The 26,073-nt window shown below is 71.0% G+C and carries 22 protein-coding genes; 17 read left to right on the top strand and 5 right to left on the bottom strand.

Annotation, left to right across the window (positions count from 1 at the left end):
• The first annotated feature begins 48 nt into the window (after positions 1 to 48).
• Together O3597_RS21465 and O3597_RS21460 are read left to right on the top strand one after the other, a co-directional pair.
• Positions 49 to 1,065: a sugar ABC transporter permease gene (locus tag O3597_RS21465; RefSeq protein WP_164446174.1), complete on the top strand. Its 1,017-nt coding sequence runs from the start codon at positions 49 to 51 to the stop codon at positions 1,063 to 1,065.
• Complete coding sequence (locus O3597_RS21460; protein WP_348650298.1) at positions 1,065 to 1,919, top strand: sugar ABC transporter permease; 855 nt, start codon at positions 1,065 to 1,067, stop codon at positions 1,917 to 1,919. Before O3597_RS21465 ends, O3597_RS21460 begins: the two co-directional genes overlap by 1 nt.
• Positions 1,920 to 1,992: 73 nt before the next feature.
• Here O3597_RS21460 and O3597_RS21455 read toward each other — a convergent pair whose 3' ends face one another.
• Positions 1,993 to 2,589, bottom strand: a complete 597-nt coding sequence (locus O3597_RS21455) for a TetR/AcrR family transcriptional regulator (RefSeq protein ID WP_216592687.1) — start codon at positions 2,587 to 2,589, stop codon at positions 1,993 to 1,995.
• Positions 2,590 to 2,691: 102 nt separating this feature from the next.
• On the opposite strand from O3597_RS21455, the gene O3597_RS21450 reads away from it, so the two are divergent.
• The 10 genes from O3597_RS21450 to O3597_RS21405 all read left to right on the top strand — a co-directional run bounded on the left by O3597_RS21450 (position 2,692) and on the right by O3597_RS21405 (position 14,409).
• Positions 2,692 to 3,663, top strand: a complete 972-nt coding sequence (locus tag O3597_RS21450; RefSeq protein WP_281602210.1) for a hypothetical protein — start codon at positions 2,692 to 2,694, stop codon at positions 3,661 to 3,663.
• Between the two features lie 18 nt (positions 3,664 to 3,681).
• A complete protein-coding gene (locus O3597_RS21445; RefSeq protein WP_164446171.1) occupies positions 3,682 to 4,023 on the top strand; it encodes a hypothetical protein in 342 nt (113 codons plus the stop codon).
• 277 nt (positions 4,024 to 4,300) lie between these two features.
• Positions 4,301 to 5,365: a BMP family ABC transporter substrate-binding protein gene (locus O3597_RS21440; protein ID WP_164446745.1), complete on the top strand. Its 1,065-nt coding sequence runs from the start codon at positions 4,301 to 4,303 to the stop codon at positions 5,363 to 5,365.
• 161 nt (positions 5,366 to 5,526) lie between these two features.
• Complete coding sequence (locus O3597_RS21435; RefSeq protein WP_281604604.1) at positions 5,527 to 7,272, top strand: ABC transporter ATP-binding protein; 1,746 nt, start codon at positions 5,527 to 5,529, stop codon at positions 7,270 to 7,272.
• A gap of 60 nt (positions 7,273 to 7,332) precedes the next feature.
• Complete coding sequence (locus tag O3597_RS21430) at positions 7,333 to 8,661, top strand: ABC transporter permease (RefSeq protein ID WP_281602209.1); 1,329 nt, start codon at positions 7,333 to 7,335, stop codon at positions 8,659 to 8,661.
• A 3-nt stretch (positions 8,662 to 8,664) separates the two neighbouring features.
• A complete protein-coding gene (locus O3597_RS21425; RefSeq protein ID WP_164446169.1) occupies positions 8,665 to 9,945 on the top strand; it encodes an ABC transporter permease in 1,281 nt (426 codons plus the stop codon).
• 418 nt (positions 9,946 to 10,363) lie between these two features.
• A complete protein-coding gene (locus O3597_RS21420) occupies positions 10,364 to 11,332 on the top strand; it encodes an AfsR/SARP family transcriptional regulator (protein WP_216592684.1) in 969 nt (322 codons plus the stop codon).
• Between the two features lie 87 nt (positions 11,333 to 11,419).
• A complete protein-coding gene (locus O3597_RS21415) occupies positions 11,420 to 12,124 on the top strand; it encodes a cytidine deaminase (protein WP_164446167.1) in 705 nt (234 codons plus the stop codon).
• Positions 12,125 to 12,341: 217 nt separating this feature from the next.
• Positions 12,342 to 13,622: a thymidine phosphorylase gene (locus tag O3597_RS21410; RefSeq protein WP_281602208.1), complete on the top strand. Its 1,281-nt coding sequence runs from the start codon at positions 12,342 to 12,344 to the stop codon at positions 13,620 to 13,622.
• Between the two features lie 106 nt (positions 13,623 to 13,728).
• Positions 13,729 to 14,409: a DUF4272 domain-containing protein gene (locus tag O3597_RS21405; RefSeq protein WP_164446165.1), complete on the top strand. Its 681-nt coding sequence runs from the start codon at positions 13,729 to 13,731 to the stop codon at positions 14,407 to 14,409.
• Here O3597_RS21405 and O3597_RS21400 read toward each other — a convergent pair.
• A complete protein-coding gene (locus tag O3597_RS21400) occupies positions 14,406 to 15,275 on the bottom strand; it encodes a putative RNA methyltransferase (protein ID WP_281602207.1) in 870 nt (289 codons plus the stop codon). The two genes, O3597_RS21405 and O3597_RS21400, sit on opposite strands and share 4 nt — an antisense overlap.
• A gap of 144 nt (positions 15,276 to 15,419) precedes the next feature.
• On the opposite strand from O3597_RS21400, the gene O3597_RS21395 reads away from it, so the two are divergent.
• Positions 15,420 to 16,499, top strand: coding sequence for an adenosine deaminase (locus O3597_RS21395; protein ID WP_164446163.1), 1,080 nt, complete (start codon positions 15,420 to 15,422; stop codon positions 16,497 to 16,499).
• Positions 16,500 to 16,517: 18 nt separating this feature from the next.
• Here O3597_RS21395 and O3597_RS21390 read toward each other — a convergent pair whose 3' ends face one another.
• A complete protein-coding gene (locus tag O3597_RS21390) occupies positions 16,518 to 16,862 on the bottom strand; it encodes a hypothetical protein (protein WP_281602206.1) in 345 nt (114 codons plus the stop codon).
• Between the two features lie 460 nt (positions 16,863 to 17,322).
• Between O3597_RS21390 and O3597_RS21385 the strand changes: the two genes are divergently transcribed.
• The 4 genes from O3597_RS21385 (at position 17,323) to O3597_RS21370 (ending at position 22,255) form a co-directional block, all read left to right on the top strand.
• On the top strand, positions 17,323 to 20,781 hold the full coding sequence (locus O3597_RS21385; protein WP_281602205.1) for a nitrate- and nitrite sensing domain-containing protein: 3,459 nt from the start codon (positions 17,323 to 17,325) through the stop codon (positions 20,779 to 20,781).
• On the top strand, positions 20,778 to 21,182 hold the full coding sequence (locus O3597_RS21380) for a roadblock/LC7 domain-containing protein (RefSeq protein ID WP_013731521.1): 405 nt from the start codon (positions 20,778 to 20,780) through the stop codon (positions 21,180 to 21,182). The genes O3597_RS21385 and O3597_RS21380 overlap by 4 nt, the downstream gene beginning before the upstream one ends.
• Before the next feature lie 100 nt (positions 21,183 to 21,282).
• Positions 21,283 to 21,660, top strand: a complete 378-nt coding sequence (locus O3597_RS21375) for a DUF742 domain-containing protein (protein ID WP_091634396.1) — start codon at positions 21,283 to 21,285, stop codon at positions 21,658 to 21,660.
• A 1-nt stretch (position 21,661) separates the two neighbouring features.
• Entirely contained in the window at positions 21,662 to 22,255 is a 594-nt protein-coding gene (locus O3597_RS21370) for an ATP/GTP-binding protein (RefSeq protein WP_281602204.1), read from the top strand.
• A 96-nt stretch (positions 22,256 to 22,351) separates the two neighbouring features.
• Here the strand turns inward: O3597_RS21370 and O3597_RS21365 are convergent, their stop codons facing one another.
• Together O3597_RS21365 and O3597_RS21360 are read right to left on the bottom strand one after the other, a co-directional pair.
• Positions 22,352 to 23,569, bottom strand: coding sequence for an ABC transporter substrate-binding protein (locus O3597_RS21365; protein ID WP_164446162.1), 1,218 nt, complete (start codon positions 23,567 to 23,569; stop codon positions 22,352 to 22,354).
• 149 nt (positions 23,570 to 23,718) lie between these two features.
• A complete protein-coding gene (locus tag O3597_RS21360; protein ID WP_281602203.1) occupies positions 23,719 to 26,043 on the bottom strand; it encodes a transposase in 2,325 nt (774 codons plus the stop codon).
• Positions 26,044 to 26,073: the final 30 nt, after the last annotated feature.

Raw genomic sequence — 26,073 nt, 5'->3', positions numbered from 1 at the left:
TCCCCGGTCACGGGGCCCTGCCGGGCCTCCCATCATGGAGCGCAGCTGATGACCACCGTGACAGCCGAACCGGCGCCGCCTTCGACGCCGTCCGGCCGATCCGCTCGTCCGTCCCGGCTGCGCCGCAGCTGGGACAAGCACTGGTACGCCTGGGCGATGGTGCTGCCCGTCGTCATCGTCCTGGCAGTTCTGATCTTCTACCCGCTGTTTCGCGGGATCTGGCTGTCCTTCACCAACCTGAACGAAGCGAACCAGGTCGCCGAGATCTGCACCAAGTCGATCACCGGCAGTGAGGTCTGTGCCGAGAACCCCAACAGGTGGGAGTTCGTCGGCCTCGACAACTACGTCCGGGTGCTCACCGGTGAGGTCGGAGAGTTCTGGCAGTGGACCGGCACCACGCTGATCTGGACCTTCGTCTGCGTGGCCTTTCACTTCGGCCTCGGCCTCGGCCTGGCCACCATGCTCAACCGCCCGATGCGGTTCCGGAGCCTCTACCGGGTGCTGCTCGTACTGCCCTGGGCGGTGCCCGCCTTCGTCAGCGCGTTCGCCTGGAAGTTCATCTTCAACGAGCGCTTCGGCCTGGCCAACGCGCTGCTCTCCGCGGTCGGCATCGACCCGGTCTCGTGGTTCGCCGACCGGTGGACGGCGCTGCTCACCGCCATCGTCACCAACATCTGGCTCGGTGTGCCGTTCATGATGGTGGCGCTGCTCGGTGGCATGCAGACCATTCCGTCGGAGCTGTACGAGGCGGCCGAGATCGACGGCGCCTCCGCCTGGCAGCGGTTCAAGAACATCACCCTGCCCGGCCTGCGGCCGGTCAGCATGACGGTGATCCTGCTCGGCACCATCTGGACGTTCAACATGTTCCCGATCATCTTCCTGGTGACCGAGGGGCAGCCGGCCGGGCAGAGCGAGATCCTGGTGACCGGTGCCTACCGGGCCGCCTTCGAGGGCATCCGCAACTATTCGCTGGCCTCGACCTACGGCGTACTGATCCTGTCCATCCTGCTGGTGTTCTCGGTGTTCTACCGCCGAGCGCTACGCAAGCAAGGCGAGGTGTGGTGATGAGTCGGGTTAAGCGGCCCGCGCGTAGCCGGCGCAGCCCGGCGCGGTCCGTCCTGCTGCACGGCACGCTGCTGGTGGCCTCGGTGATCGCGATCGGCCCGATCGTCTGGGTGCTGCTCTCCTCGCTGAAGCCCGGGTACGCGATCCAGAGCAGCGAGCTGACCCTGTTCCGGGACACCACGCTCGCCAACTACGCCTACGTGTTGACCGAGACGAACTTCCCCAGGTGGTTCCTGAACTCGGTGATCGTCGCGGCCTTCACCATGGGTATCGGCATCTTCCTGTCGGCCACCACCGGGTACGCGGTGTCCCGGTTCAACTTCCCGGGCCGCCGGCCGCTGATGATGGTCTTCCTGGTCACCCAGATGTTCCCGGTGGCCATCCTGATCGTGCCGATCTACACGATCATGGCCCGCCTGGGGTTGATCAACACGATGCCCGCGCTGATCATCGCGTACCTGACCATCGCGGTGCCGTTCTGCGCCTGGATGTTGAAGGGTTACTTCGACTCCATCCCGACCTCGCTGGACGAGGCGGCGGCGCTGGACGGGTGCGGCCCCTTCGCCACCTTCTGGCGGGTGGTGCTGCCGCTGGCCCGCCCGGCCGTGGCGGTCACCGCCTTCTACACCTTCCTCACCGCGTGGGGCGAGGTCGCGTACGCGTCGGCCTTCATCCAGACCGACAACAAGTTCACCCTCGCGTACGGGCTCCAGCAGTTCGTGCCGCAGTTCAATCCGCAGTGGGAGTACCTGACCGCCGCTGCCGTGCTGGTCACCGTGCCGGCCGGGCTGGTCTTCTTCTTCGCCCAGAAGCATCTGGTCTCCGGCCTGACCGCCGGCGGCACGAAGGGCTGACCGGGCGGGGCGCGGGTGGGCGCTGTCAGCGGGCGGGCGTGTCAACCACGCCCGCCCGCCCCGACGGTGGTGGTCAGCGCTGCCGGCCGAACAGGACGCGGACGCCGCAGAGATAGGTCGCCACGTCCGGGCCGCCGGTGATGATACGTTGCAGGAACCAGCCCGGCAAGAGGCCGAACAGGGCCGCGGCCACGGCCGCCGGGTCGGCGTCGGCGGGCAGTTCGCCGGCTTCCTGGGCCCTTCTGGCCAGCACCTCGAAGTACCCGCGAAGTTTGGTGTACCTGCTCGCCGCGAACTCGCCAAGTGCCGGGTCCCGTTGCGCCTCTCCCCACACCTGGATCGCGATCCGCAGCACCCCCTCGTCGCCGGCCTGCTCCGCCATGTACGCCAGCGCGTACTCCAGCGCCTTGTCCAGGGGTAGCGGCGGATCCTGCCGGGCCAACTCGTCGAGGACCTGCTCGGCACCGCCGATCGTCTCCTCGGCGATGGCGCTGATCAGGGACGCCTTGCTCGGGAAGTAGCGGTAGACCGCGCCGACCGAGAGTCCTGCCTCGGCGATCACGTCCTGCATCGTCGTGCGGTGGAAACCCTCCCGCAGGAAGCAACGGCGAGCCGCGTCGACGATCTGGCGGCGGCGGGCGGCGAGGTGTTCCTCCGAGACACGTGGCACGGGTTACATCGTAGAACGAGCGTTCGTTCTTGACAGGAATCGAGCGGCGGGCGGAGGCTGACGTCATAAAAGAACGAGTGTTCGTTTTAGGAGAGTGCAGTCATGCCGACCCGGAACCGGTCACCCCTGCTGCTCGCCGTCCTTGTCGCCGCACTCGCGGTCATCGGGCAGGCGCTGCTCGTACCCCTGTTCGCGGCTCCGGCGGCGAACCTGGCTCCGCGCGACCTGCCGGTCGCCGTCGCCGGCCCGGCGCCGGCCGTGGCGGAGCTGACCGGGCGGCTGGCTGCCGCGCGGCCCGGTGCCTTCTCGGTGACCACGTTGCCTGACGCGGAGGCGGCCGACCGGGCGCTACGGGATCGGGAGATCTACGGCGCGTTCGTGATCGGAACCGACGGCCTCGCCCTGCACACCGCCTCGGCCGCCAGTCCCACGGTTGCCGCCCTGCTCGCCGAGGCGGTCGGCCAGTTGGGCGAAGGGCATCCGGTCACCGTGGTCGAGGTGGTGCCGACCACCACCGACGATCCGCGGGGTGCCGGGTTCGCCGCCGGCTTCCTGCCGCTGGCGATGACGAGCCTGCTCGCCGGTGCGTTGCTGGTCCTGCTGGTCGCCGGCGGCCTGGCGCGCCTGGTCGGGCTGGTGGCGACCGGCCTGCTGGCGGGCCTGGTCGGCGTGACCGTCCTGCACGGCTGGCTGGGCGTCATCGCCGGGGACTGGCTCGCCGAGGGTGCCGCCATCGGCTTGTTCGCCCTGGCCGCGTCGGCCATCGTGGCCGGACTCGGTGCCCTCCTCGGGCGACCCGGCATCGGGCTGGGTGCGCTGCTGGTCTTCCTGCTCGGCAATCCGCTCTCCGCGGTCGGCGCCGCGCCGGAACTGTTGCCGCAGCCGTGGGGCGCGCTCGGCCAGTGGCTGCCGGTGGGTGCCGGTGGCACCCTGCTGCGCTCGGTGGCGTTCTTCGACGGCGCCGGCGCCGGTCGCCCGATCGCCGTGCTGGCCGGCTACGCGGTGGTCGGGCTGGCGCTGGTGCTGGTGGCCTCCCGGATGCACCGGGATGCCTCTACTACAAACGGTCGTTGATAGGGCAGGATGGGTCGGGTGGAAGCACTTCGACTCATCCTCCTCTACGTCCACCTGATCGGGTTCGCGTTGCTGCTCGGTGGCGCGCTGACCCAGTACCTCAGCGGCAATATCCGGATCAACGCGGCCATGCTGTGGGGGTCGGTGATCGGCCTGCTGACCGGCATCGGCCTGAGTGCCCCGCTGCGCGACGGCGACGAGCCGGCCCCCGCGAAGCTTGTGACGAAGCTGGTGCTCGCTCTGCTGATCTTCGTCATGGTCTTCTTCTCCCGTAAGCGGGACGTGGTCAACCGGGGGCACTTTCTCGCCATCGTGGGATTGACCCTGGTCAACGCCGCCGTGGCGGTCTTCTGGCGATAGTCGCGGCGACGGGGCGGCGCCAGCAAAATGGGACTTTTCCGGCAGGTGCGGGCCCGCCTGCCGGCACTGGTGAGTGATGTGCCCCACCCGAGCATTACGTAGGGGTAACAGGGCTCCAACAGTCCTGCACGATTGGCGGTCGGCAGGTGGGCGCGGGCGTACGCTCTGCTCCCGTAACGTGGGACGCCGGCGGCAAGGCGCAGGCCGGCTCAAGGGCTGCCACCGCGTACCACGCGGTGTGCAATGGGAAGGAGACGTCTTGCGCTCGGTGCGTGGGATGCGGATCGCCTCGATCATCGCGGCGGGTGGGCTCGTACTGAGCGCCGCCGCCTGTGGCGAGGCTCCGGATGAGGACAACAACGCCGGCTCCGGCGGCGAGGCGTACAGCGCCTGTATGGTCACCGACGTCGGCGGCATCGACGACAAGTCGTTCAACGCCTCGGCCTGGCAGGGCCTGGAGGACGCCAAGGCGGAGAACGACAACATCGAGATCAAGTACGTCGCGTCCAAGGCCGAGGCGGACTACGAGCCGAACCTCACCCAGTACGTCAACCAGGACTGCGACTTCATCCTGGCCGTCGGTGGCCTGATGGGCGACGCGACCAAGAAGATCGCCGAGGCGAACCCGGACCAGCAGTTCGGCATCGTCGACGCCGACCCGGCGGTCGCCAACGTCTACCCGATGCAGTTCGACACCGCCCAGGCCGCCTTCCTCGCCGGCTACGTCGCCGCCGGCATGAGCGAGAGCGGCAAGGTGGGCACCTACGGCGGCCTGAAGATTCCGCCGGTGACCATCTTCATGGACGGCTACGCCGACGGGGTCGCCTACTACAACGAGGCCAAGGGCAAGAACGTCCAGGTCCTCGGGTGGAACAAGGAGACCCAGAACGGCTCCTTCACCAACGACTTCGTCAAGCAGGACGAGGGCAAGAAGGTCAGCGACGCGCTGGTCGCCCAGGGCGCGGACATCATCATGCCGGTGGCCGGCGGCGCCGGCCTCGGCACCACCGGCGCGGCCCAGGCCTCCGGCGGGAAGTACAACACCATCTGGGTGGACGTCGACGGCTGCGAGAGCACCCCGAACTGCCCGGCGATCATCACCACCGTGGTGAAGAACATCCCGGGCGCGGTCAAGGAGGCCGTGCTCAAGGCCGCCGGTGGCGAGCAGCTCCAGGCGGACCCGGGCTTCATCGGCACCCTGGCCAACGACGGCGTCTCGCTGGCCCCGTACCACGAGTTCGACGACAAGGTCCCGGCCGAGCTGAAGGCCGAGGTCGACAAGTTGAAGGCGGACATCGCCGCCGGCACCGTCAAGGTCGAGTCGGCCGCGCAGCCGAAGTGACCCGTCGCCGGCCGCCCCCGGTGAGACGATCACCAGGGGCGGCCGGCGGAGCAGAGCACACCTGATCCGGCCGCTGCGGCGCGGGGGAGACCCGTCGTGCCGCAGCGGCCGGTCCGCGCCACCGGTCCGGCCGACGCCGCGCCCGCTCGCCAGCAGCTACGCTGCACCATCGCTTCGCACTCCAGGAGGTTGCGCTGAGACTCGAACTGCGCGGCATCACCAAGCGGTTCGGTGATCTGGTCGCCAACGACCACATCGACCTGACGGTGGAGCCTGGAGAGATCCACGCCCTGCTCGGCGAGAACGGCGCGGGCAAGTCGACCCTGATGAACGTGCTGTACGGGCTCTACCAGCCCGACGAGGGTGAGATCCTGGTCGACGGCAAGCCACTGAAGCTGCGCGGCCCCTCCGACGCCATCGCGGCCGGCATCGGCATGGTGCACCAGCACTTCATGCTGGTGCCCGTCTTCACCGTCACCGAGAACATCATGCTCGGCGCCGAGCAGGTGCGTGGCGGGATCGCCGGGTTCCTGGACCGGCGCCGTGCCCGGCGCGAGGTCGCCGAGGTCTCCGAGCGGTACAACCTGCGGGTCGACCCGGACGCGGTGATCGAGGATCTGCCGGTCGGCATCCAGCAGCGGGTGGAGATCGTCAAGGCGCTCACCCGGGACGTCGACCTGCTCATCCTGGACGAGCCCACCGCCGTGCTCACCCCACAGGAGACCGAGGAACTGCTGACGGTGATGCGGTCACTCAAGGCCGCCGGCAAGTCGATCGTCTTCATCACCCACAAGCTCGGCGAGGTCAAGGCGATCGCCGACCGGATCACGGTGATCCGGCGCGGCAAGACCGTGGGCACCGCCTCGCCCGAGGCCAGCCGGGACGAGCTGGCCGCGCTGATGGTCGGCCGTACCGTCCGGCTCACCGTGGACAAGGCTCCGGCCACCCCGGGCGAGCCGGTCCTGGAACTCGCCAACCTGGTCGTCGACGACGACCGTCAGGTGCGGGCGGTGGACGGCGTCGACCTGACCGTACGCGCGGGCGAGGTGCTCGGCGTCGCGGGTGTGCAGGGCAACGGACAGACCGAACTGATCGAGGCGATCATGGGCCTGCGCCCGGTGCTCGCCGGCACGATCACCCTCGACGGGCAGCGGATCGACGGCTGGTCGACCAAGAAGGTGCTCCGGGCGGGCGTCGGCTACGTGCCGGAGGACCGCAGCGTCGACGGTCTGGTCAAGGAGTTCACCGTCGCAGAGAACCTGGTGCTGGACGTGTACGACCGGCCGCCCTTCGGCCGGGGGCTGTCGCTGCGGCCGGACGAGATCGGCAGGGCCGCGCGGGAACGGATCGAGCAGTTCGACGTACGCACCTCGTCGGCAGAGGCGCCGGTCGGCACCCTTTCCGGCGGTAACCAGCAGAAAGTGATCGTGGCTCGGGAGCTGTCCCGGCCGCTGAAGCTGTTCATCGCAGCCCAGCCCACCCGGGGGGTGGACGTCGGCTCGATCGAGTTCATCCACAGCCGGGTCGTCCACGAACGCGACGCCGGCACCGCCGTGCTGGTGGTCTCCAGCGAACTCGACGAGGTGATCGGGCTGGCCGACCGGATCGCGGTGATGTACCGCGGACGGATCATCGGCGTGGTCGGCCCGGACACTGCCCGCGAGGAGATCGGCCTGCTGATGGCCGGCATCACCCCGGACCAGCAGGGTGGCTCCCCCGACGTCGGGTCCGGCGCCGAGGCCGGACCGACGGCGACCGTCGACTCGGACCCGGCCGCCACCACCGATGCGGACGCGGTTTCCGGTACGGGCACTCCGGCGACCACCGATCGCGACGTCGCGGCCACCACCGACGGCGTGGCGCCGGCCGCCGAGGGCCCCGGCAGCGAGGACGAGAAGAACCGATGAGCGAGCGAAACACCAGGCACGGCGGCCTCGTGGCGGCACGGAGCGAAGCGGAGTCCCGCCATGAGTGACCCGAACTCGGCGCAGCCGGGATCCCCGGACAAGGAACCGGCGAGTGAGGAGCAGGCCGGCCGGACCGCGCTCGGCAACACCGAACGCGCCGAGGCGGCCACCACCCCCGGCGGGCCCGGGCCGCGCCCCACGCTGGGGCGGCTCTTCCTGGAGAATCTCTGGGCCGCCAACACCTTCACCGTGACCCTGCTCTCGCTGGTCCTGGCGATGGTCGTGGGCGCCGTCCTGATGATCATCTCCGATCCGGAGGTGCTGGCCACCTACGGCTACATCACCGCCCGCCCGTCGGACGCGATAAACGCCAGTTGGACGCTGGTCAGTGAGGCGTACGCGAACCTGTTCAAGGGGTCGGTCTTCGATCCGGCCGCGACCACCGTCAACGCGGCGTTGAGCCCGATCTCGGAGACGCTCACCTACACGGCACCGCTGGTCTTCACCGGTCTGTCGGTGGCGCTGGCCTTCCGTGGCGGCCTGTTCAACATCGGTGCGCAGGGTCAGGCGACGATGGGTGTCATCCTGGCCGCGCTGGCCGGCTTCCTGCTGCCGCTGCCGCCCGGCCTGCACCTGCTGGTCGCCGTCCTGGCCGGTGCGCTCGGCGGGGCGATCTGGGGTTTCATCCCGGGCATCCTGAAGGCGCGGACCGGCGCCCACGAGGTGATCAACACGATCATGCTCAACTACATCGCGGTCTACTTCCTCACCTGGCTGATCGTGCAGAACGGGGTGCAGGACCCGAGCCGCACCGACGCGATCAGCCGGCCGGTGGACGCCTCCGCCCAACTGCCTCGACTCTTCGGCGACGGACTACGCGCCCACGCCGGCATCATCCTGGCCGTGCTGGCCACCTGGGCCGTCGCCTGGCTGCTCAACCGCTCCACGCTCGGCTTCGAGCTGCGGGCGGTGGGCGCCAACCCGGACGCCGCCCGCACCGCCGGTATCAGCGTCACCCGGACGTACGTCCTGGTCATGGTCTTCGCCGGGGCGCTGGCCGGTCTCGGCGGCTCGCAGATGGTGCTCGGCACCACCGCCGCGGCCCTGACCCCGCTGGTGGTGGCCCAGATCGGCTTCGACGGCATCCTGGTCGCCCTGCTCGGCCGGGTGAAACCGTGGGGGGTGGCGCTGGCCGCGCTGCTGTTCGGTGCGTTGCAGGCCGGCGGCAACCGGATGCAGTCGTACTCGGGGATCTCACTGGAGTTGGTCACCGTCCTCCAGGCCCTGATCGTCATCTTCATCGCCGCGCCGGCACTGGTAAAGGCGATCTTCCAGCTCCGGGCCGCGCGCACCGCCCGGTTGCAGACGAGCCTCGCGAAGGGCTGGTGAGGCATGTCCACCACGGCTGTTCCCGACGTCGCGGTCGCGGCGGTCGACGAGGGCTTCTGGACCCGTAACCGCAAGGTCGGGCTGGTGCTGCTGGCCCTCGGCCTGCTGGCCGCCGTCTTGTTCGGTGCGCTCGCCACCGGCGAGCAGGCCCGCTTCACGCTCAGCGAGGACGCCGCGGGCGCCGCGCTGGAGGTCAAGGGCACCGTCGGTGCGATCGTCTTCGGCCTGATCGCGCTCGCCGCCGGCGGCTCGATGCTCGCCGGCCTGCCGAAACGCTGGTTCGTGCCGGTGCTCGCCGTCGGCCTGGTCGCGTTCGTGCTGTCGTTCCTGTGCTGGCAGGTCTCCGCCGCGCCGACCGGGCAGAACTTCATGCCGCTGGTCAACATCGTGCGGGGTACCTTCCTGCTCGCCCTGCCGCTGATCTTCGGCTCGCTGGCCGGTGTGTTGTGCGAGCGCTCCGGCGTGGTGAACGTCGCCATCGAGGGGCAACTGCTGATGGGCGCCTTCAGCGGCGCGCTCTTCGGCAGCATCTCCGGCAACGTCTGGGTGGGTCTGCTCGCCGCCGCCATCGGTGGCTCACTCATCTCGCTGCTGCTCGCCGTGTTCAGCATCCGCTACCTGGTCGACCAGGTGGTCATGGGCATCGTGCTGAACCTGCTGGCGGTCGGCATCACCGGCTTCCTCTACGAGCGGCTGATGCAGACCGACGCTGCCCGCTACAACAGCGCACCGCGCTTCAGCAACTGGGAGATCCCGCTGCTGTCGGACATCCCGCTGCTCGGGCCGGCGCTGTTCCGAGGCAACATCTTCCTCTACCTGGCCCTGCTCCTGGTGCTCGTGATCCACATCGCGCTGTTCCGTACCCGGTGGGGCCTGCGGACCCGCTCGGTCGGTGAGCACCCGACGGCGGCCGACACCCTGGGGGTGCGGGTGCTGGGCCTGCGCTACCGCAACGTGATCATGGCCGGTGCCGTCGCCGGCATCGGTGGCGCCTCCTACACGCTGGCGCTCTTCTCGTTCACCAAGAACATGATCGGTGGCAAGGGCTTCATCGCCCTGGCGGCACTGATCTTCGGCCGGTGGAGCCCGACCGGTGCGCTGCTCGCCGCGCTCTTCTTCGGCTTCGCCGACCAGTTGGCCACCTACCTCGGCGCGATCAACAGTGTGATTCCTGGCCAGTTCCTGGCCATGCTGCCCTACCTGGCGACGATTCTGGCCGTGGCCGGGCTGGTCGGCCGGGTTCGGGCACCGGCCGCCGACGGCAAGCCGTACATCAAGGGCTGACCGGGGCTCGGGTCAGCCTCCTTCGCGACGCCTGTCACGGATCCCGGGTCGCCGCCGGCCCTGGCAACTCGTCCGGCCCGGGATCCGTCCGGCTGGGGCAGTCGTGAGCGACATCATGCCGGGTGGCCCGGGGGCAACTGGCAGCGACGACACTCGCCGCCGTGACTCCGTGTCGCCTCGCCGAACTCAGCGGTCCGTAGCTGCCGTCGGGGTCTTCAGGCCGTCGGACTGCGGCGCAACGCCGTGCCGCGAGGTTCCCCGGCTGCATTTGCGGCCACGAATGGCTCTCGGTGATTGCCTTTCCGGTTACCGGTTGTGACGGGCGGCCGCCGGGGTGCCTGTCAGCGCGGACTGCGGTCTTGACGCGCCATCAGCGTACGCGCAGGATGGGGGCGAGGTCTGGCTCACGGGGGAGTGTATGGATTTCAAAATCTTGGGACCAGTGTCTGTGCGTTCGAACGGCAGATTCCGTTCGATTTCCGCGCATCGCCAGCGAAAAATACTGGCGGCCATGTTGGTCGATCCCAACCGTCCTGTTTCCACCTCGCAACTCGTGGAAGTGATCTGGGGTGAAGATCCGCCAACAACTGCTGTCCAACAGGTACAGAACTGCGTAGGGGCACTCCGAAGATGTCTGTCGGAAATGGCGGTCGAGGCGGAGCTGACCCGGATGTCCTCCAGCTATTTTCTGGAGCTGCCGGTCGAGCAGATCGACGCGGTGCGTTTCCGGCGGCTGTGTACGGACGTCCAGGTGCGTGCCCGACGAGGGGACCTGAAAGAGGCATCGCATACCGCGCGGAGAGCGCTTGATCTGTGGTCTGGGGAAGCCCTGGAGGACGTGGGCTCGGACGCCCTCGCGCCTGCGGCGACACGCCTTGAGGAACTGCGGATGGGGTTGGTCGAGAAATACGGCCAGGTCGAGCTCGCCCGTGGCAACAACGCCGGCGTCGTGGTGGAGTTTTCCGGATGGGTCACCCGATATCCGTACCACGAGAATCTGCACGGCCAGCTCGCCCTCGCGATGCACCACATGGGTCGTACCGCAGAGGCGCTACATGTTCTGCAGAGCCTGCAGTCACGGCTGCGGGCGGAGCTGGGCATCGAGACGGGGGCATTCGTGGAGCGGGTGCACCGTGGACTGCTCGCCTCCCACGAGGGTGCCGACTCGCGTTCCGGTGACCTGACCGTGACCGCCGAGGCGCTGCACCTCCTGCGTTCCGCGCTTGACCAACTGAAGGTCGTCGCCGAGTTGCTCACCGGTTCGAGGAGCCCGCATCCACCCGTCGGCGCGATCGTCGCGCCTCGACCGATGGTTGCCGACACGCTCGACCATGACGGGCCACGCCGCGCGGGTGGCGGGCGCGGCACTGCTGAACGGGCGTCGTGACGCCCGGCCTGACGCTGTGTCGAGGATCCGGCCGTCGTTGGTGGTGCCGCGTCTGTGCTGGTCAGCAGGCTACGGCAGAATGTCGGGATGAGTGAGATCGACTGGGAGCGGCTGCGGGCCGCCGCGACCGAGGTGATGCGGCACGCGTACGTGCCGTACTCGAAGTTTCCTGTCGGTGCCGCGGCGCTCGTCGACGACGGCCGGGTCGTGGTCGGCTGCAACGTCGAGAACGCCGCGTACGGCGTGGTGCTCTGCGCCGAGTGCGGAGTGGTCTCCTCGCTGCACGCGACGGGCGGCGGCCGGATCGTCGCGCTGTCCTGCGTCGATGCGACCGGCGAGCCGCTGATGCCCTGCGGGCGCTGCCGGCAGTTGTTGTGGGAACAGGGCGGGCCGGAATGTCTCGTCGAGGCCAGGGGCGGGCCGCTGCGGATGGCCGAACTGCTGCCGCACGCCTTCGACGTGGCCGACATCGAGGCGGTCACCGGGGAGCGGCCGGTGCCGGTGGTACCCGACCGGCTGGCTGCCTGGCGCGGACGGGGCACCGTCTTCGTGCACCCGGACCTCTCCGCCGGTCAGCAGGTCTGGACGGCCTACTGGGAACGCTCGGCCGGAGACGACGCGGGCGCCGAGACCGGGGTGCTGGAGGAGGGCCCGAGCTGGGACGACCCGGCGGAGGCGATCGGTTGGGGGCTGGCGCGTACGCCCCGGGTGGTGGTGGTCGACGCGTCCGGCACGATCTTCTGGGCCGGTGAGGGTGAGCCGCCTACGGAGATTCCGGTTCGCTGGGGTTGATCTTGTGGTCGGTTGCGGTTGGACTCGGTTGCGCTTGGGGCCGGGGCCGGGGCCGACCGTGCCCGGCTCCGGGCGGTCAGGCTTGATCCCTCCGCCGGGCACGGTCGGCCCCGGCCCGTCGTGGTCGCCGGACGCGCGACGGTGACGGCATGCTTCGTCTCCCGGTGGGGCGCGGTGCGTGAGTCTGTATCGCTGGACGACTAGGAAAGATTGTCTGATGAGTGGGTTTGCGGCTGTTGACGTTATTCGGACCAAGCGGGACGGGGGGGTGTTGTCGGACGGGCAGATCGACTGGGTGGTGGACGCGTACACCCGGGGGGTGGTGGCCGACGAGCAGATGTCCGCGCTGGCCATGGCGATTCTGCTGAACGGGATGACCGGCCCGGAGATCGCCCGTTGGACGGCCGCGATGATCGCCAGTGGCGAGCGGCTCGACCTCTCCTCGGTGGCGCGACCGACCGTCGACAAGCACTCGACGGGTGGGGTCGGCGACAAGATCACTCTGCCGCTCACCCCGCTGGTGGCCGCCTGCGGAGCCGCGGTTCCCCAGCTGTCCGGGCGCGGTCTCGGACACACCGGCGGCACGCTGGACAAGCTGGAGTCGATCCCGGGCTGGCGTGCGGCGCTGAGCAACGAGGAGTTCACCGCCCAACTGCGGGACATCGGCGCGGTGATCTGCGCGGCCGGCTCCGGGCTCGCTCCGGCCGACCGCAGGCTGTACGCGTTGCGTGACGTGACCGGCACCGTCGAGGCCATCCCGCTGATCGCCAGCTCGATCATGAGCAAGAAGATCGCCGAGGGAACCGGGGCGTTGGTGCTCGACGTCAAGGTGGGCTCCGGCGCGTTCATGAAGTCGGTCGACGACGCCCGGGAGCTGGCCCGGACCATGGTGGAGCTGGGCGGCGCGCACGGGGTGAAGACCGTCGCCCTGCTCACCGACATGTCCACCCCGCTCGGCCGGGCGATCGGCAACGGCATCGAGGTGACCGAGTCGGTGGAGGTGCTCGCCGGTGGCGGGCCTGCCGACGTGGTGGAACTGACCCTGGCGCTGGCCCGGGAGATGCTCGACGCGGCCGGACGGCCGGACGTCGACCCTGCCGCCGCCCTTGCAGACGGGCGGGCGATGGACGTCTGGCGCTCGATGATCCGGGCGCAGGGCGGGGACCCGGACGCCCCGATGCCCGAGGCGACCGAGGTCGAGGTGGTCCGCGCCGACACGGACGGTCACGTCGCGGCGGTCGACGCGTACGCCATGGGGGTGGCCGCCTGGCGGCTGGGCGCGGGTCGGGCGCGCAAGGAGGACCCGGTGAGCGTGCCGGCCGGGGTGCTGCTGCACAAGCGCCCCGGCGACCCGGTGCGAGCCGGTGACCCCCTCTACGAGCTGCGGGCCGAGCGGTCGGAGCTGATTCCGGCGGCGCTGGCGGAGGCCGCGCGGGCGGTGACCGTCGCCGCTCGACCACCGGCCGCGGCGCCGTTGGTGATCGAACGCGTCGAGTGACGAAACCCGGGCCCCGGCCATGGTGTCGGAGCGTGAGGACCGCTATTGTCGCAGGCCAGGGGGGACCGTCGGCGCCGAGACATCGTTATCAGACAGGGATGTTGCCGTGATCGTGCCTGCCCCCGACCCCCGCGAGGTGCGTGAGGCGAGCCTGGAGGAGCTGGCCCGGTTGCGGCTGCCGTTGCCGCCGCCGCAGTTCCCGCTGGTCTGGGAACCGGGCGATGACATCGAGCTGCGGCCGACGGCGGAGATCGAGGCGCGGATCGCGGTGCTGCACCTGATCCTGGCCCGGTGCTTCGGCATGCCGCCCCAGGCCGCGATGAGCTGGCTGCTCGCCTCGCATCTGATGGAGATGGTCACCCCGCCGGAGTTCCAGTTCGTCACCGGCGCCAAGGGCGACCACCGCTCCTTCGTGCTGCATCACGACGCCCTGTTCTCGCTGGCCTGGGTGCTCGGCCTGACCAAGCAGCTGGATCCCACCATGCCGGCCGACGACCGGTTGGTGGAGCGGCTGCCGCACATCGCCGAGGGGGAGACCTTCCGGCAGTGGCGGTCCCGGATCCTCGCCGCGCCGCAACATCCGGCGGACGCGGCGGCCCTGCTCGACCTGCACTACTGCCTGGACTGGTCGTACCTGGAGGTGAGCCGCGCCAACCGGAGCCTGCCGGGGTTGGTGGACGCCAACGCGATCGGTCAACGTCGGTGGGCGCTGGAGTGGGCGGTGATCCTGCGCGGGCCGTACCACGACGAGCCCCCCGGCTGGGAAGAGGTCGACCTCTCCACCTAGGGCCGGTACGTCCCCAGCCGCACCGCGACGGTCACCCGGACCGGCTCGCCGAGGGTGTCGATCCGGGCGGCCAGCTCCGCAGGGTCGGTGTGCCAGGCGCTCGGACCCATGCCGACCAGGGTGGCCACCTCCGCGCGGGACAGCGTCAGCTCCTGCCGGTGCACGGTCGTCGACTCCTCGGTGAAGTGCCCGGCCAGGCTCGCCGACACCCGGTCCGCCTTGGCCGGGTCGACCCGGAGCAGGCCGAGCGCGGCGACCAGTTCGGTGAGATGGTCGTCGGCCGGGGTCACCACCAGCAGCCGTCCGCCGGGGGCGAGAACCCGACGGAACTCGGCGCCGTTGCGGGGTGCGAAGACGTTCAGCAGCAGCGCCGTCGAGGCGTCCGCCAGCGGGAGTCGCTGCCAGGTGTCGGCCAGCGCGGCGGTGATCCTCTGGTGGGCGCGGGCGGCCCGGCGTAGCGCCGGTTTGGCGATGTCCAGCGCGAGACCGACGGTCTCCGGCACGGCAGCCAGCACCGCCGCCAGGTGCCGGCCGGTGCCCGCGCCCGCGTCCACCACCAGCGGGTACGCGCCGGCGACCGGGTCGGGTGCGGCGTCGGCGAGGCCAGCGTCGGCGGCGGTGGCGAGGGCGGCGGAGATGACGTCGTAGTGGCCGGCGGACAGGAATTCCGCCCGAGCGGCGACCATCTCGGCGGTGTCGCCGCTGTTTGGTGCCCGGCCGGTGAGCAGATTGACGTAGCCCTGCCGGGCGATGTCGAAGCTGTGCCGGCGCGGGCAACGCAACGACCGGGATCCGCCGGCCACGACCTCGGCGAGCGGGTCGTGGCAGACGGGACAGCGCAGCCGGGCCACGACGCGGAAATCCATCACGGCTGTCTCACGCGCCCGAGTCTAGGGCGTAGGTTGTGCCGTCCCGGTGGTCGAGAGCCGGCGACACACGCCCTGCGCGGGTCGCCGACCGGACGAGGCGACTAGGGTCGGGAGCATGGGTTGTGAGCGGGACGAGCGGCGATGAGCACGGTAGTCGGATACGAGGACATCGTCCGGGCGCCGAAGGCGTTGTTGCACGATCATCTGGACGGCGGCCTGCGCCCGGCCACGATCGTCGACCTGGCCGAGGAGATCGGTCACGTTCTGCCCACCAACGATCCGGCGGAGTTGGGGCGCTGGTTCGTCGCGGCGGCCGACTCGGGCTCCCTGGAGCGCTACCTGGAAACCTTCGCGCACACCGTCGCCGTGATGCAGACCGGTGCCGCACTGCGCCGGGTGGCTCGGGAGTGCGCCCTCGACCTGGCCGCCGACGGGGTGGTCTACGCCGAGGTGCGGTTCGCTCCGGAGCAGCACCTGGAGCAGAACCTGACCCTCGACGAGGTGGTCGAGGCGGTGCTGGCCGGCTTCGTGGAGGGCAGCACGCTCGCCGCCGAGGCCGGTACGCCGATCCGGGTGGGCACGCTGCTCACCGCGATGCGCCACGCGGCCCGTTCGCAGGAGATCGCCGAGCTGGCCGTACGGCACCGCGACCACGGTGTGGTGGGCTTCGACATCGCCGGTGCGGAGGCGGGCTTCCCGCCCACCCGTCACCTGGACGCCTTCGAGTACCTCCAGCGGGAGAACTTCCACTTCACCATTCACGCCGGTGAGGCGTTCGGGCTGCCCTCCATCTGGCAGGCGATCCAATGGTGTGGCGCCGACCGCCTCGGCCACGGGGTCCGCATCGTCGACGACATCGTCCCCGGCCCGCAGCCCCAGCTCGGCCGGCTGGCCGCGTACGTGCGGGACAAGCGGATCCCGCTGGAGCTGTGCCCGTCGTCGAACGTGCAGACCGGCGCCGCCGCGTCCATCGCGGAGCATCCGATCGGGCTGCTGCGGGATCTGCGTTTCCGGGTGACCGTGAACACCGACAACCGGTTGATGAGCGGCACCTCGATGTCCCGGGAGATGGCGCTGCTCGTGGACGCGTTCGGCTACGGCTGGCGCGAGCTCCAGTGGTTCACGATCAACGCGATGAAGTCGGCCTTCATCCCCTTCGACGAGCGGCTACGGATCATCGACGAGGTGATCAAGCCGGCGTACGCGAAGTTGCTGGGCTGAGCGGACGTCCGGGCCGGGTCAGCCGGTCTGCGGTGGATGACCGGCGGCGAGCAGGCCCGCCACCCGGCGCAGCACGTCCCGTCCCCGGGCGGCCTCCGCGCCGAGCCCGGTCTGCCGACGCAGCACCGCCGGCTCGGCGCGCAGCAGCGCCAGGCCGCGCAGCAGCAGGACCCGGGGGCCCTTGCGCTGCTCGGCGAGATCGCGGGCCAGCCGACGGAGGAAGGTCGCGCTGCGCGGCCGGCGCAGGGCGTACGCCCCGGCGAGCAGCCCGCGTCGCCGGCACTCTCCGACGATCTCGGCGGCGAAGATCCCTTCGGCCACGAAAAGTGGCGAACTGGTCAGCTCGAAGCGCCGAGTGGCCACCCGTCGATCCTCATTGATGGCGTACACCGGCACGTCTGCCCGGCCGTGCCGGACCAATTGGTCAATAACTTCCACCGCTGCCTCGGCGTCCCACGAATCGGGCGACTCCCAATCGATCTGACCGTTCCGTCTCGGTAACGTTGGGTCATCGCCGTCCTTGTAGAAATCGTCCAAACAGAGCACTGGCAGCCCGGTTTGTTGCGCTATATACGACTTTCCGGAGCCGGAAGGGCCGGCCAGGAGGACGACTCGGTGCGGGCTGCTCATTACTACTAGTAACTCCGAACAGACGGAACGCGATCAAATTGCATCAACATCTCATCACACCTCCGGCTGGGGCCAACCTGGGCTTTCTCTTTCCGTGGCGGCGTGATGGAATCTCGGATGGTCCGACCCGCCGGGTCGGCTGCTGGGCGTTGTCCGGGGGCAACGCGGACGCTGCAATCACGAGGGCGGTGACGTGAGCAAACGGCCGAAGACGGCAGGTTCTCTCCTGTCGCGTCTACGCCGGCCGGCAGGTCGGCTCCGCGACATGCCGATCTGGTCCAAGCTCGGTCTCATCATGATCGTGCCGACCATCGCCACGGTCGTCGTGGGTACCAGCGGTCTGGTCGACCACCTGGATGCGCTCAACGACGCGAACCGCGCCGGCGACCTGGCCGAACTCATCAGCCACTCCGGTGAGCTGGTGGACGGCCTGCAGGACGAGCGGACAGCGGCCGTACTGCTGCTGGGTCTGGATCCGCAGCGCAGCACCGCGGCGCAGAAGGAGGCGGCGGCCACCCGTTACAACGAGGTGGCGGCGCGGGTCGACCAGGACAAGGCGCCCTACTTGCGGCAGCGGTCCGACCTCACCGACCTGCCGGTCAGCCTGAACGCGCTGCTCGGGCAGATCGACGACGGGCTCGGTGACCTGCCGGGTGCCCGCAGCCAGGTGCTGAACGGCAAGTTCCGGATCACCGACGCGCTCCAGTCCTACGACGAGCTGATCAACCAGCTGCTCACCATCAGGGACTCCGCCAGCCAGCTGGCCGGTGACAACGACCTGAGCGACCGGATGCGGGCCGCCGCCGCGGTCGCGCGGGAGAAGGAGTGGCTCTCCGTTCGCCGGGTGGTCGTGCACCGCGCGCTGATCTCGGGCGGCATGAGCTCGACCCTGCGCACCGACTACATCTCCAGCGAGACCGGCCAGCAGCAGGCGCAGCAGAGCTTCGACGCGGTGGCCACCGAGGCGGAGGCCGAGTTCCACGCCCAGACCATCGGCGGTGGCGACCGCCGGCAGGCCACGATCTACATCAGCCAGGTCAACGCCGACAACTCGCAGAACCTCGCCGGCATCTCGTTCACCCCCCAGCAGTGGGACGAGGCGCTGGTCGCCAACGGCAAGCTGATCCGCTCGGTCGAGTCGAAGTTCGACTCCGACGTGGTTGAGCAGGCCGGCGAACTGCGTTCCGAGGTGCAGCGCACCGTCTTCCTGGAGACCGGCCTGCTGCTCACGATGCTGCTGCTGGCCATCTTCCTGGCCTTCCTGGTGGCGCGGTCGATGGCCCGCTCGCTGCGTGAGCTGCGTCAGGGTGCGCTCTCCATCGCCCAGTACGGGCTGCCCCAGGCCGTGGCCCGGTTGCGTGACCCGCAGGTCACCGGGCAGCTCTCGCCGGTCCAACTGGCCAACCAGATCGCCGAACCGCTGCCGGTGCGCAGCAAGGACGAGTTCGGCCAGGTGACCGAGGCGTTCAACGCGGTCCACCTGGAGGCGGTCCGGACCGCTGCCGAGCAGGCCGCGCTGCGCTCGTCGGTCGCGACGATGTTCGTCAACCTGGCTCGTCGGTCGCAGATCCTGGTCGACCGACTGATCGGCCACCTCGACCGCCTGGAGCGTGGCGAGGAGGACCCGGACCGGCTGGCGGAGCTGTTCCAGCTGGACCACCTCGCCACCCGGATGCGCCGCAACGACGAGAACCTGCTGGTCCTCGCCGGCGCCGACTCGACCCGCGTGCAGCGCGAGCCGGCCGCCCTGATCGACGTGCTGCGGGCCGCCCAGTCCGAGGTCGAGCACTACACCCGGATCGAGTTCGGGGTGATCGACCGGGACATCGAGGTCGCCGCGCACGCGGTGAACGATCTCGTCCACCTCGTCGCCGAGCTGTTCGACAACGCGACCGCCTTCTCCCCGCCGGACTCCCAGGTGCTGGTGGAAGCTCGCCGGGTCGGCGACCGTGCCTCGCTCTACGTCGAGGACCGAGGCATCGGCATCAGCGGCGAGCAGTTGGCCGAACTGAACGAACGGCTGGCCACGCCACCGCAGGTGGACGTCGCCGTCTCCCGGATGATGGGTCTGGTCGTGGTCGCCCGCCTGGCCTCCCGGCACGGCGTCAAGGTCGAGCTGCGCCCAGGCAGCGACCGGGGCACCGTCGCCGAGGTCACGCTGCCGCCGACCGTCCTGGTGCCCCGGGCACTGTCCGGCCGCGGGCAGCAGCAGCCCGCCGCGCTGCCGGCCGCTGCCGGCCCCTCGTCCGGACCGACCCCGGCGTTCGGTGCGCTGGCGGCGCTCGGCAACGGCGCACACCCGCCGGTCCCGCCCGCCGCGCGTACTCCCGGCAGCTCGGGTAACCAGGTGACCCTCGGCGGTCGCCCCTTCGATCCGGCCAGCCGCAACGGCTCCGGAACGCCCACCACCGTGGGCGGCGGCAACCTGCCCGCCTGGTCGGACCTGACCGGTGCCAGCGGCACCGGCGGCAACGGCAACGGCAACGGCAACGGCTTCGCCCCGCTCACCTCGAACGGTCACCCGATCGACCCGCTGCCGCAGCGCCGGTCCACCGACGAGCCGGGTGGTCAGCCGCCGTCCATCCCGCGTCAGCTGCCGAGCAGCCCGGAGGCCGGGCCGTACGCCCCGCCGGCGGTGTCCGCCCCGCCGGTGCCACCGGTGTCGTCGCCCCCGGTCTCCGGTACGCCGTACTCGGCCCCGCCGGTCTCGGCGCCCCCGGTCTCCGGCTCACCCGTCTCGACTCCGCCCGGCAACCCGCTGCCGCAGCGGCCGGTCTCGGCGGCACCCGGCGCCGGTACGTCCTCGGCTCCTCCGGCATGGCCGCCGGTGGCCGGGGAGCCGGCCGCCCCGCCCGTGCCCGAGCGGCTGGCCGCCGCCCTGGACATGACCACCGAACTGCCTCGGGTGCAACGTCAGACGCCGGCCGCGCGTCCCGCCCCGGCGCAGCACCAGCCGAGCACGCCGACGCCGCCGCAGGCCCAGAACCGACAGCGGTACGCCGACGAGACGATGGAACTGCCGATCTTCCGGGAGCTGGAGTCGGCGTGGTTCCGTACCCGCCGGCCGGGCCCGGAGGAGTCGGCGGGCGCGCGTCAGTCGGCCACGGCCGGCGCGACGACCCAGCAGCTCTCCACGGTCGACGTCGTCAATCGGCCGGCCCAGCAGACCCAGACCGGGACGACAGGTAACGCACCGATGGCACAGACTCCGACGGGGGCGGGCGCGTCCGGCGGGAACGGCGCGGCAGCGGGTGGCGGGCCTCGGCCCGGCGCTGCCGACAGCGCGCCCGGGCACCGCCCGACACCACAGGAGAACATCTGGCGGACCGCGGCCGACGACGGCTGGCGGGCGGCCACCGCCGCCAGCCAGGCGCCACCGGCTGGCACCACCGAGACCGGGCTGCCGAAGCGCACGCCGATGGCACAGCTCGTACCGGGGGCGGTGGAGAAGCCCACCACCTCGGTGCAGCGCCGTAACCCGGAATCGGTACGCGGTCTGCTCTCCGCCTACCACCGGGGTGTCCAACGGGGACGTAGTCACCCCTCGGACAGCAACCCGACCGGCCCGGAGGGAACTCCGGGCGGGCAGCAATCCTCGCAGTCTGGCTCTGGCCCGGTGGCCGGGAGCGGGCAGAAGGAGCAAGAAGGATGACTAGTACGCAGGATCTCGGTTGGCTGCTGGCCAACTTCGCCGATCGGGTGCCCGGTGTCGCGCATGCGGTCGCCGTCTCTGCGGACGGCCTGCTCCTGGCGTCGTCCCGAGACCTTCCGCGGGACCGGGCGGACCAGCTGGCGGCGATCGCCTCCGGCCTGGTCAGCCTGACCCAGGGCGCGGCCCGTTGCTTCGAGGGAGGCGCCGTGCTGCAGACCGTGGTCGAGATGGACAATGGCTTCCTGTTCCTGATGTCGATTTCCGACGGCTCGTCGTTCGCGGTACTCGCCGCGCGTAGTTGCGACGTGGGACAGGTTGGTTACGAGATGGCCCTGCTCGTCGACCGGGTGGGCGACGCCCTGACCCCACAGCCGCGTACGGCTGTGGGGATGATGGGCTGATCGTCGCGCCGGCCGGTGGGGGCAGGCGGGGCGAGAACATTGCATACGACGGGTAGCACCGGTCCAACCGGTGCCGGGTACGAAGGAGGTGAACGGCAACATGGCTGATCGTGACGAGCCGACCGGCGCGCTGGTCCGTCCATACGCCGTGACCCGCGGTCGTACCCGTCCCCGCCTCGACATCGCCCTGGAGGCGCTGGTCGAGACGACGGTGCGCGGTCGGGCCGCTGCCACTGGCAATGGTGGCCAAGGCCGTGAGCACCAGTACATCGCCGCGCTGTGTGACGGACGCGTGCAGTCGCTCGCGGAGATCGCGGCGCGCATGCAGCTTCCGCTCGGCGTGGCCCGGGTGCTCATCGCCGACATGGCGACGGACGGCCTGGTCGCGGTCCACGAGCCGACCATCCTGGACGACTCGGACGACGCGGTGGGCACTGAATTGCTGGAGAGGGTGCTGAGTGGACTTCGCAGGCTCTGACATGTCGCACCGGCCGCCGGCCCCGAGCGGGCGCGTGACGTCGGCGAAGATCGTTATCGCCGGTGGATTCGGCGTCGGCAAGACGACGCTGGTCGGCTCGGTCTCGGAGATCACGCCGCTGACCACCGAGGCCATCATGACCTCCGCCGGAGTCGGCGTCGACGACACCCGGCAGGTGCCGGGCAAGACGACGACCACGGTGGCCATGGACTTCGGCCGCATCTCGATCGATCGCGACCTGATCCTGTACCTGTTCGGTACGCCGGGTCGGACCCGCTTCTGGTTCATGTGGGATGAGCTGGTACGGGGTGCGATCGGCGCGGTCGTGCTGGTGGACACCCGCCGGCTGGCCGACTGCTTCGCGGCGATCGATTTCTTCGAGCACCGGCGGCTGCCGTACCTGGTGGCCATCAACTGCTTCGACGGGATGCAGTACCACGATCCGCAGGACGTCCGGGAGGCGCTCGCCATCTCCAGCGACGTGCCGGTGGTGGCCTGCGACGCCCGGAACCGGGAGTCGACCAAGCACGTGCTGATCTCGCTTGTCGAGTACGTGCTCACGATGCGTCGCTCCCGGGCCGTCGCGCCCGCCTGATGATCGGCCCCAGCGCCCGGTGACGGCTACCGCCGACACCGGGCGCTGGTTGGTGACCGGATGACGACGGTGGACGCCCCTGAGCGCCCACCGTCGTCAGCTGAGCCGGTTCCAGGCCCCGCCGTCGACGCGGTACACCCCCAGCGAGTGCCGGTCCATGCCGCTGTGCCGGATGGGCGTGAACGAGTACATGCCGGCCAGCCCATCGGTGACCTGGTTCTGCAGGTAGGCCCGCAGCCGACCACGGTCCACACTGTCGGCCAACCGAGCCGCCGTACTGATCAGCAGCAGCGCGTCCGAGGCGTACGGGGCGAAGCCACGGTAGCTGCCGTGCGCGCGGATGTACGTCGAGACGAGGTCGCGGTAGGCGCGCCCGGTGGCGCTGCTGTTGGCGATGGTGGAGCCACCCAGCGAGGACGGGTGGACCGCGTAGGCGCCCTCGACGGCGGGCAGATTGGCAGCCTCCAGGGTCTCCTCGGCCACCGCCCCGGCGTCGAAGAACACCTCACCGTCGTGTCCGGCGGCGCGTAGCGCCCGCGCGGCGGCACCGGACGTGGGCGCGGTGGCCCACACCACCACCCCGTCGGCGCGGGCCGCGACGGCCTGTTCTGCGGCGCGGGCCAGGCCAGCCTTGCCGGTCGGCAGCCGTACGGTGCGGGCCAGACCCACCTCCGCGGTCCGCAGCGCGCCCCGCATGGCCCGGACACCCGAGTCGCCGTGCAGCCCGTCCTCAGCCAGCAGCACCACCTGGCGTAGCCCTTCGGCGCTGACCAGCTGGGCGAGCCGCCGTGCCACGTCTCCGGCGTCCGGGGTGACCTTGTAGACGTAGGTCCGCTGGGCCAGCGGCACCGCGATGGAGTCACCGAACGCCAACGACACGAACGGCAGCCGGAGCTTCTGCGCCACCCCGATGACCGACATCGAGGTTTCCGCCAAGGTGGCTCCGAGCAGGGCGTGCACGTCGTCCCGGCGACCCAGCTCGGTCGCCTGCTGGGCGGCCAGCCGGGGGTTGCTGCGATTGTCCAGCACCTCGACGCGGACCGTCCGGCGGAGGTTGCCGACCGCCACACCCTTCTCGTTGAGGGCCGCCGCGCTGATGGCCAGCGCGCGTTGCTGGAGCACCCCCAGCGCGGCACCTGGACCGCTCAGCTCAAGCGTGGCACCGACGACCAACTCGTGACCGGGAGTGGGCCGGGTGACGGCGTTCTCTCGCCCGCCGTCCCGCCCGCAGGCCCCCAGCAGCAGCGTGCCCGCCGCCGCGGCCAGTACGCCCCGTCGAGTGACCACGCTGGGGCCGGTTGCCGGTGTCGCCATGAGTCGCCTTCCCGCCCGGCGATCTGCCGCCGGCTGTTCCGCGGGTATGGTTCCGGCCCCGAGGACCCGGCGTCAAATTATCCGGCTGTGGGCAGAAACACGCAGGTGAACGGCCATGAGCCGGCACCGCTGGCGCCCCAGTGCGGCGGTCAGGAGCGGTATCCGGCGGAGCGGTACTCGTACTCCCGATCGTCGTCGCGGTCCCCGGTGTCGCGGCTGAAATCCCAGCCGCCTGCGGACTCCCGCCCGGGGCGCCCGCCGACCGCGAACCCACCGATCTCCTGCCCGCGGCGCCAGCCCCGGAAGTAACCGGTCGTGTTCTCAGCAAGGCTGGCCGCGTCGCGCACTATCCGCAGCGGACGCTCCTCCCGCAACGGCGAGCCGGGCACCAGGTTGGCCTGTGGCACCCGCTTGGGTAGCCCGGCGTTCGTCTCGGCACCCACCGCGGGGCGGGCGGCCTGCTCGGCGGCCTGCCAACCGGTGTCGGCCATCGTCGACCAGTCCAGGTCGGCTTCCTCGCCGTGGCCCACGAACCACGCGGAGCGGGCCTGCGCGAAGATCAGTAGATCGCCGTCGCCCTCGTCGGAGACCAATGGCGGCCGGTGCTCGATCGGCGGTTCCGCCGGACGGCGGGCCGGTGGGAGGTCCAGTCGCTCGGCTCCCCGGTTGCCGCGTTCGGCGCCGCCCCGGTCGACGAGCCGTAGCGGCGGCGTCTCCGGTGACGGCTGGGCTCCATTGCGCAACGCCCGGTCGGCCAGCGGCGGCGGCTCGACGAGCCGCAACACCGGCGGTTCCGGCGGTAGGTCGTCGGCGAGCCAGGGCGGGGTGACCCGACGGTCGGCGCCGTGGTCGGTGGGGGTTTCCGGGGCGCTGCGCCGACCCCGGTCCTCATAGGAGCCGACGACCGGGTTGCGGGGCGTGGTGTCGGCCGGGTTGTCCGGGTTGTTGACCAGCGGCCAGTTCGAGCGGGATCCCGGCGGAGCGGTCTTCTCCTGATCCGGACGGGCCGCCGGCACCGGGACGCTGAGGTCGGTGGCGCTGAAGCCGCCGGTCGGTGCCGGTGGTTCGCCGTTCGTCTTCGGCCGGGGCGGGATGACGGTCCGCTGGCGCTCGGCCCGGGCGTTGTTGATCGCCGCGGTGGTGAGGGTCGGCCGGAACGGCTCGCCCGCTTCGGCGGGCGGGATCGCGCCGCGCTGCGTCGGCGCGATCGGCGTGATCCCGGGCGGCGGCGGGGGTGGCGCGGAGATCGGCCGGTTGGTCGGAGCGTCCACCCGGGACGGGTGCGACTCCGCCCGTGACGGCGCGGCGGGCGGACCGGCCATGGCGGCCGGCGTCACGGGCGCGGGCGCGACCGGTGGGGGAGTCACCGGCGCGGGTGCCACCGGCGGGGGGCCGAGGGGGCGCGGGGAGGCCGGCGGGGCGTTGCCCGGCACCGGCTCCGGTCGACTGCGACGGCCCCCGGCCGGCTCAGGGCCGCCGGGGCGCACCGACCGCAGGCCGGTCTGGGTGCCGGGCACGCTCGCCGACAACTCACCGACCTGTTCGCCGCGTCGTGCGGCGGCTCGCCGGCCGGACGCCGGCGCCGGCCCGGCGGTGCGGGCACGCAGGGCACCGACGAGCGCATCGCAGCCGGCGTCGCAGGCCCGCACCGAGGCGACCGCCTGCCTGATGGTCTCCGCGGCGGCCGACGTCAGGGCCCGGTTGACGGTGGCCCGCCGCGGCGTCTCGGAGATGGCGACCCGGAGTGCGGTGACCGCTTCGTCGATCGCCTCCGCGTCACCGGCTCCTTCGGCGGCGAGCTGGGCGGTGACGGCGTCCGCGGTGACCGCGGCGTCGCGGCCACGGCCGGCGGCGTCGGTGAGCATGCTTGGCTCGGGAAGTGCGTCCAGCACGGCCAGCGGGATCGGCTCGGCAGGGTCGGGGTAGGCGCGCAACGCGGCCGGGTACAGCTCGCGGAGCACCTCGCGCAGGGCGACCGCGGCGGAGTGCCGACCGCTGGCCAGCGCGGCGTGTGCGGCGAGGATCTGCTTGTACCCGGCGAGGTCACGAGGCGCCGGCAGGGTCACCGCCGACAGTGCGCCGGCCTGCAGCGACCGGGCGAGACCGACGGCGCGCCGAACTGCCGGCGGTGACTGCATCTCCTCCAGGGAGTCGTCGTCGGCGAACCGTTCGGCGAAGTCGTCGACCGAGTCGTCGTCGGCGATCGCCAGCGGGCGACCGGCGGCGCTGAGCAGGGAGGTGATGGTGTGGTCGTCGCTGTCGGCGGCTATCGCCGCACCGCTCGGCCCGCCGGAGCGTTCTACGAGTAGCGTGACCAGCCGGGCGTAGCCCGTCGGGTCATCGCCGATCTCGCAGACATGCAGCAGACGGCCTGCGTCGTCGACCACAGCGGACGTCAGCGCCGATCCGGTCGAGACCGGTCGGTCGGCCGGGTCCGCCGAGGTCAGACCGCAGTACACGCGCACGAGCGCCACGGCGTCGTCCTCCTCCCGGGACTCAGGGCT

Source organism: Verrucosispora sp. WMMA2044 (genome assembly GCF_027497155.1).
GTDB classification, from domain to species: domain Bacteria; phylum Actinomycetota; class Actinomycetes; order Mycobacteriales; family Micromonosporaceae; genus Micromonospora; species Micromonospora palythoicola.
This window is presented reverse-complemented; position numbering and strand designations above follow the sequence as displayed.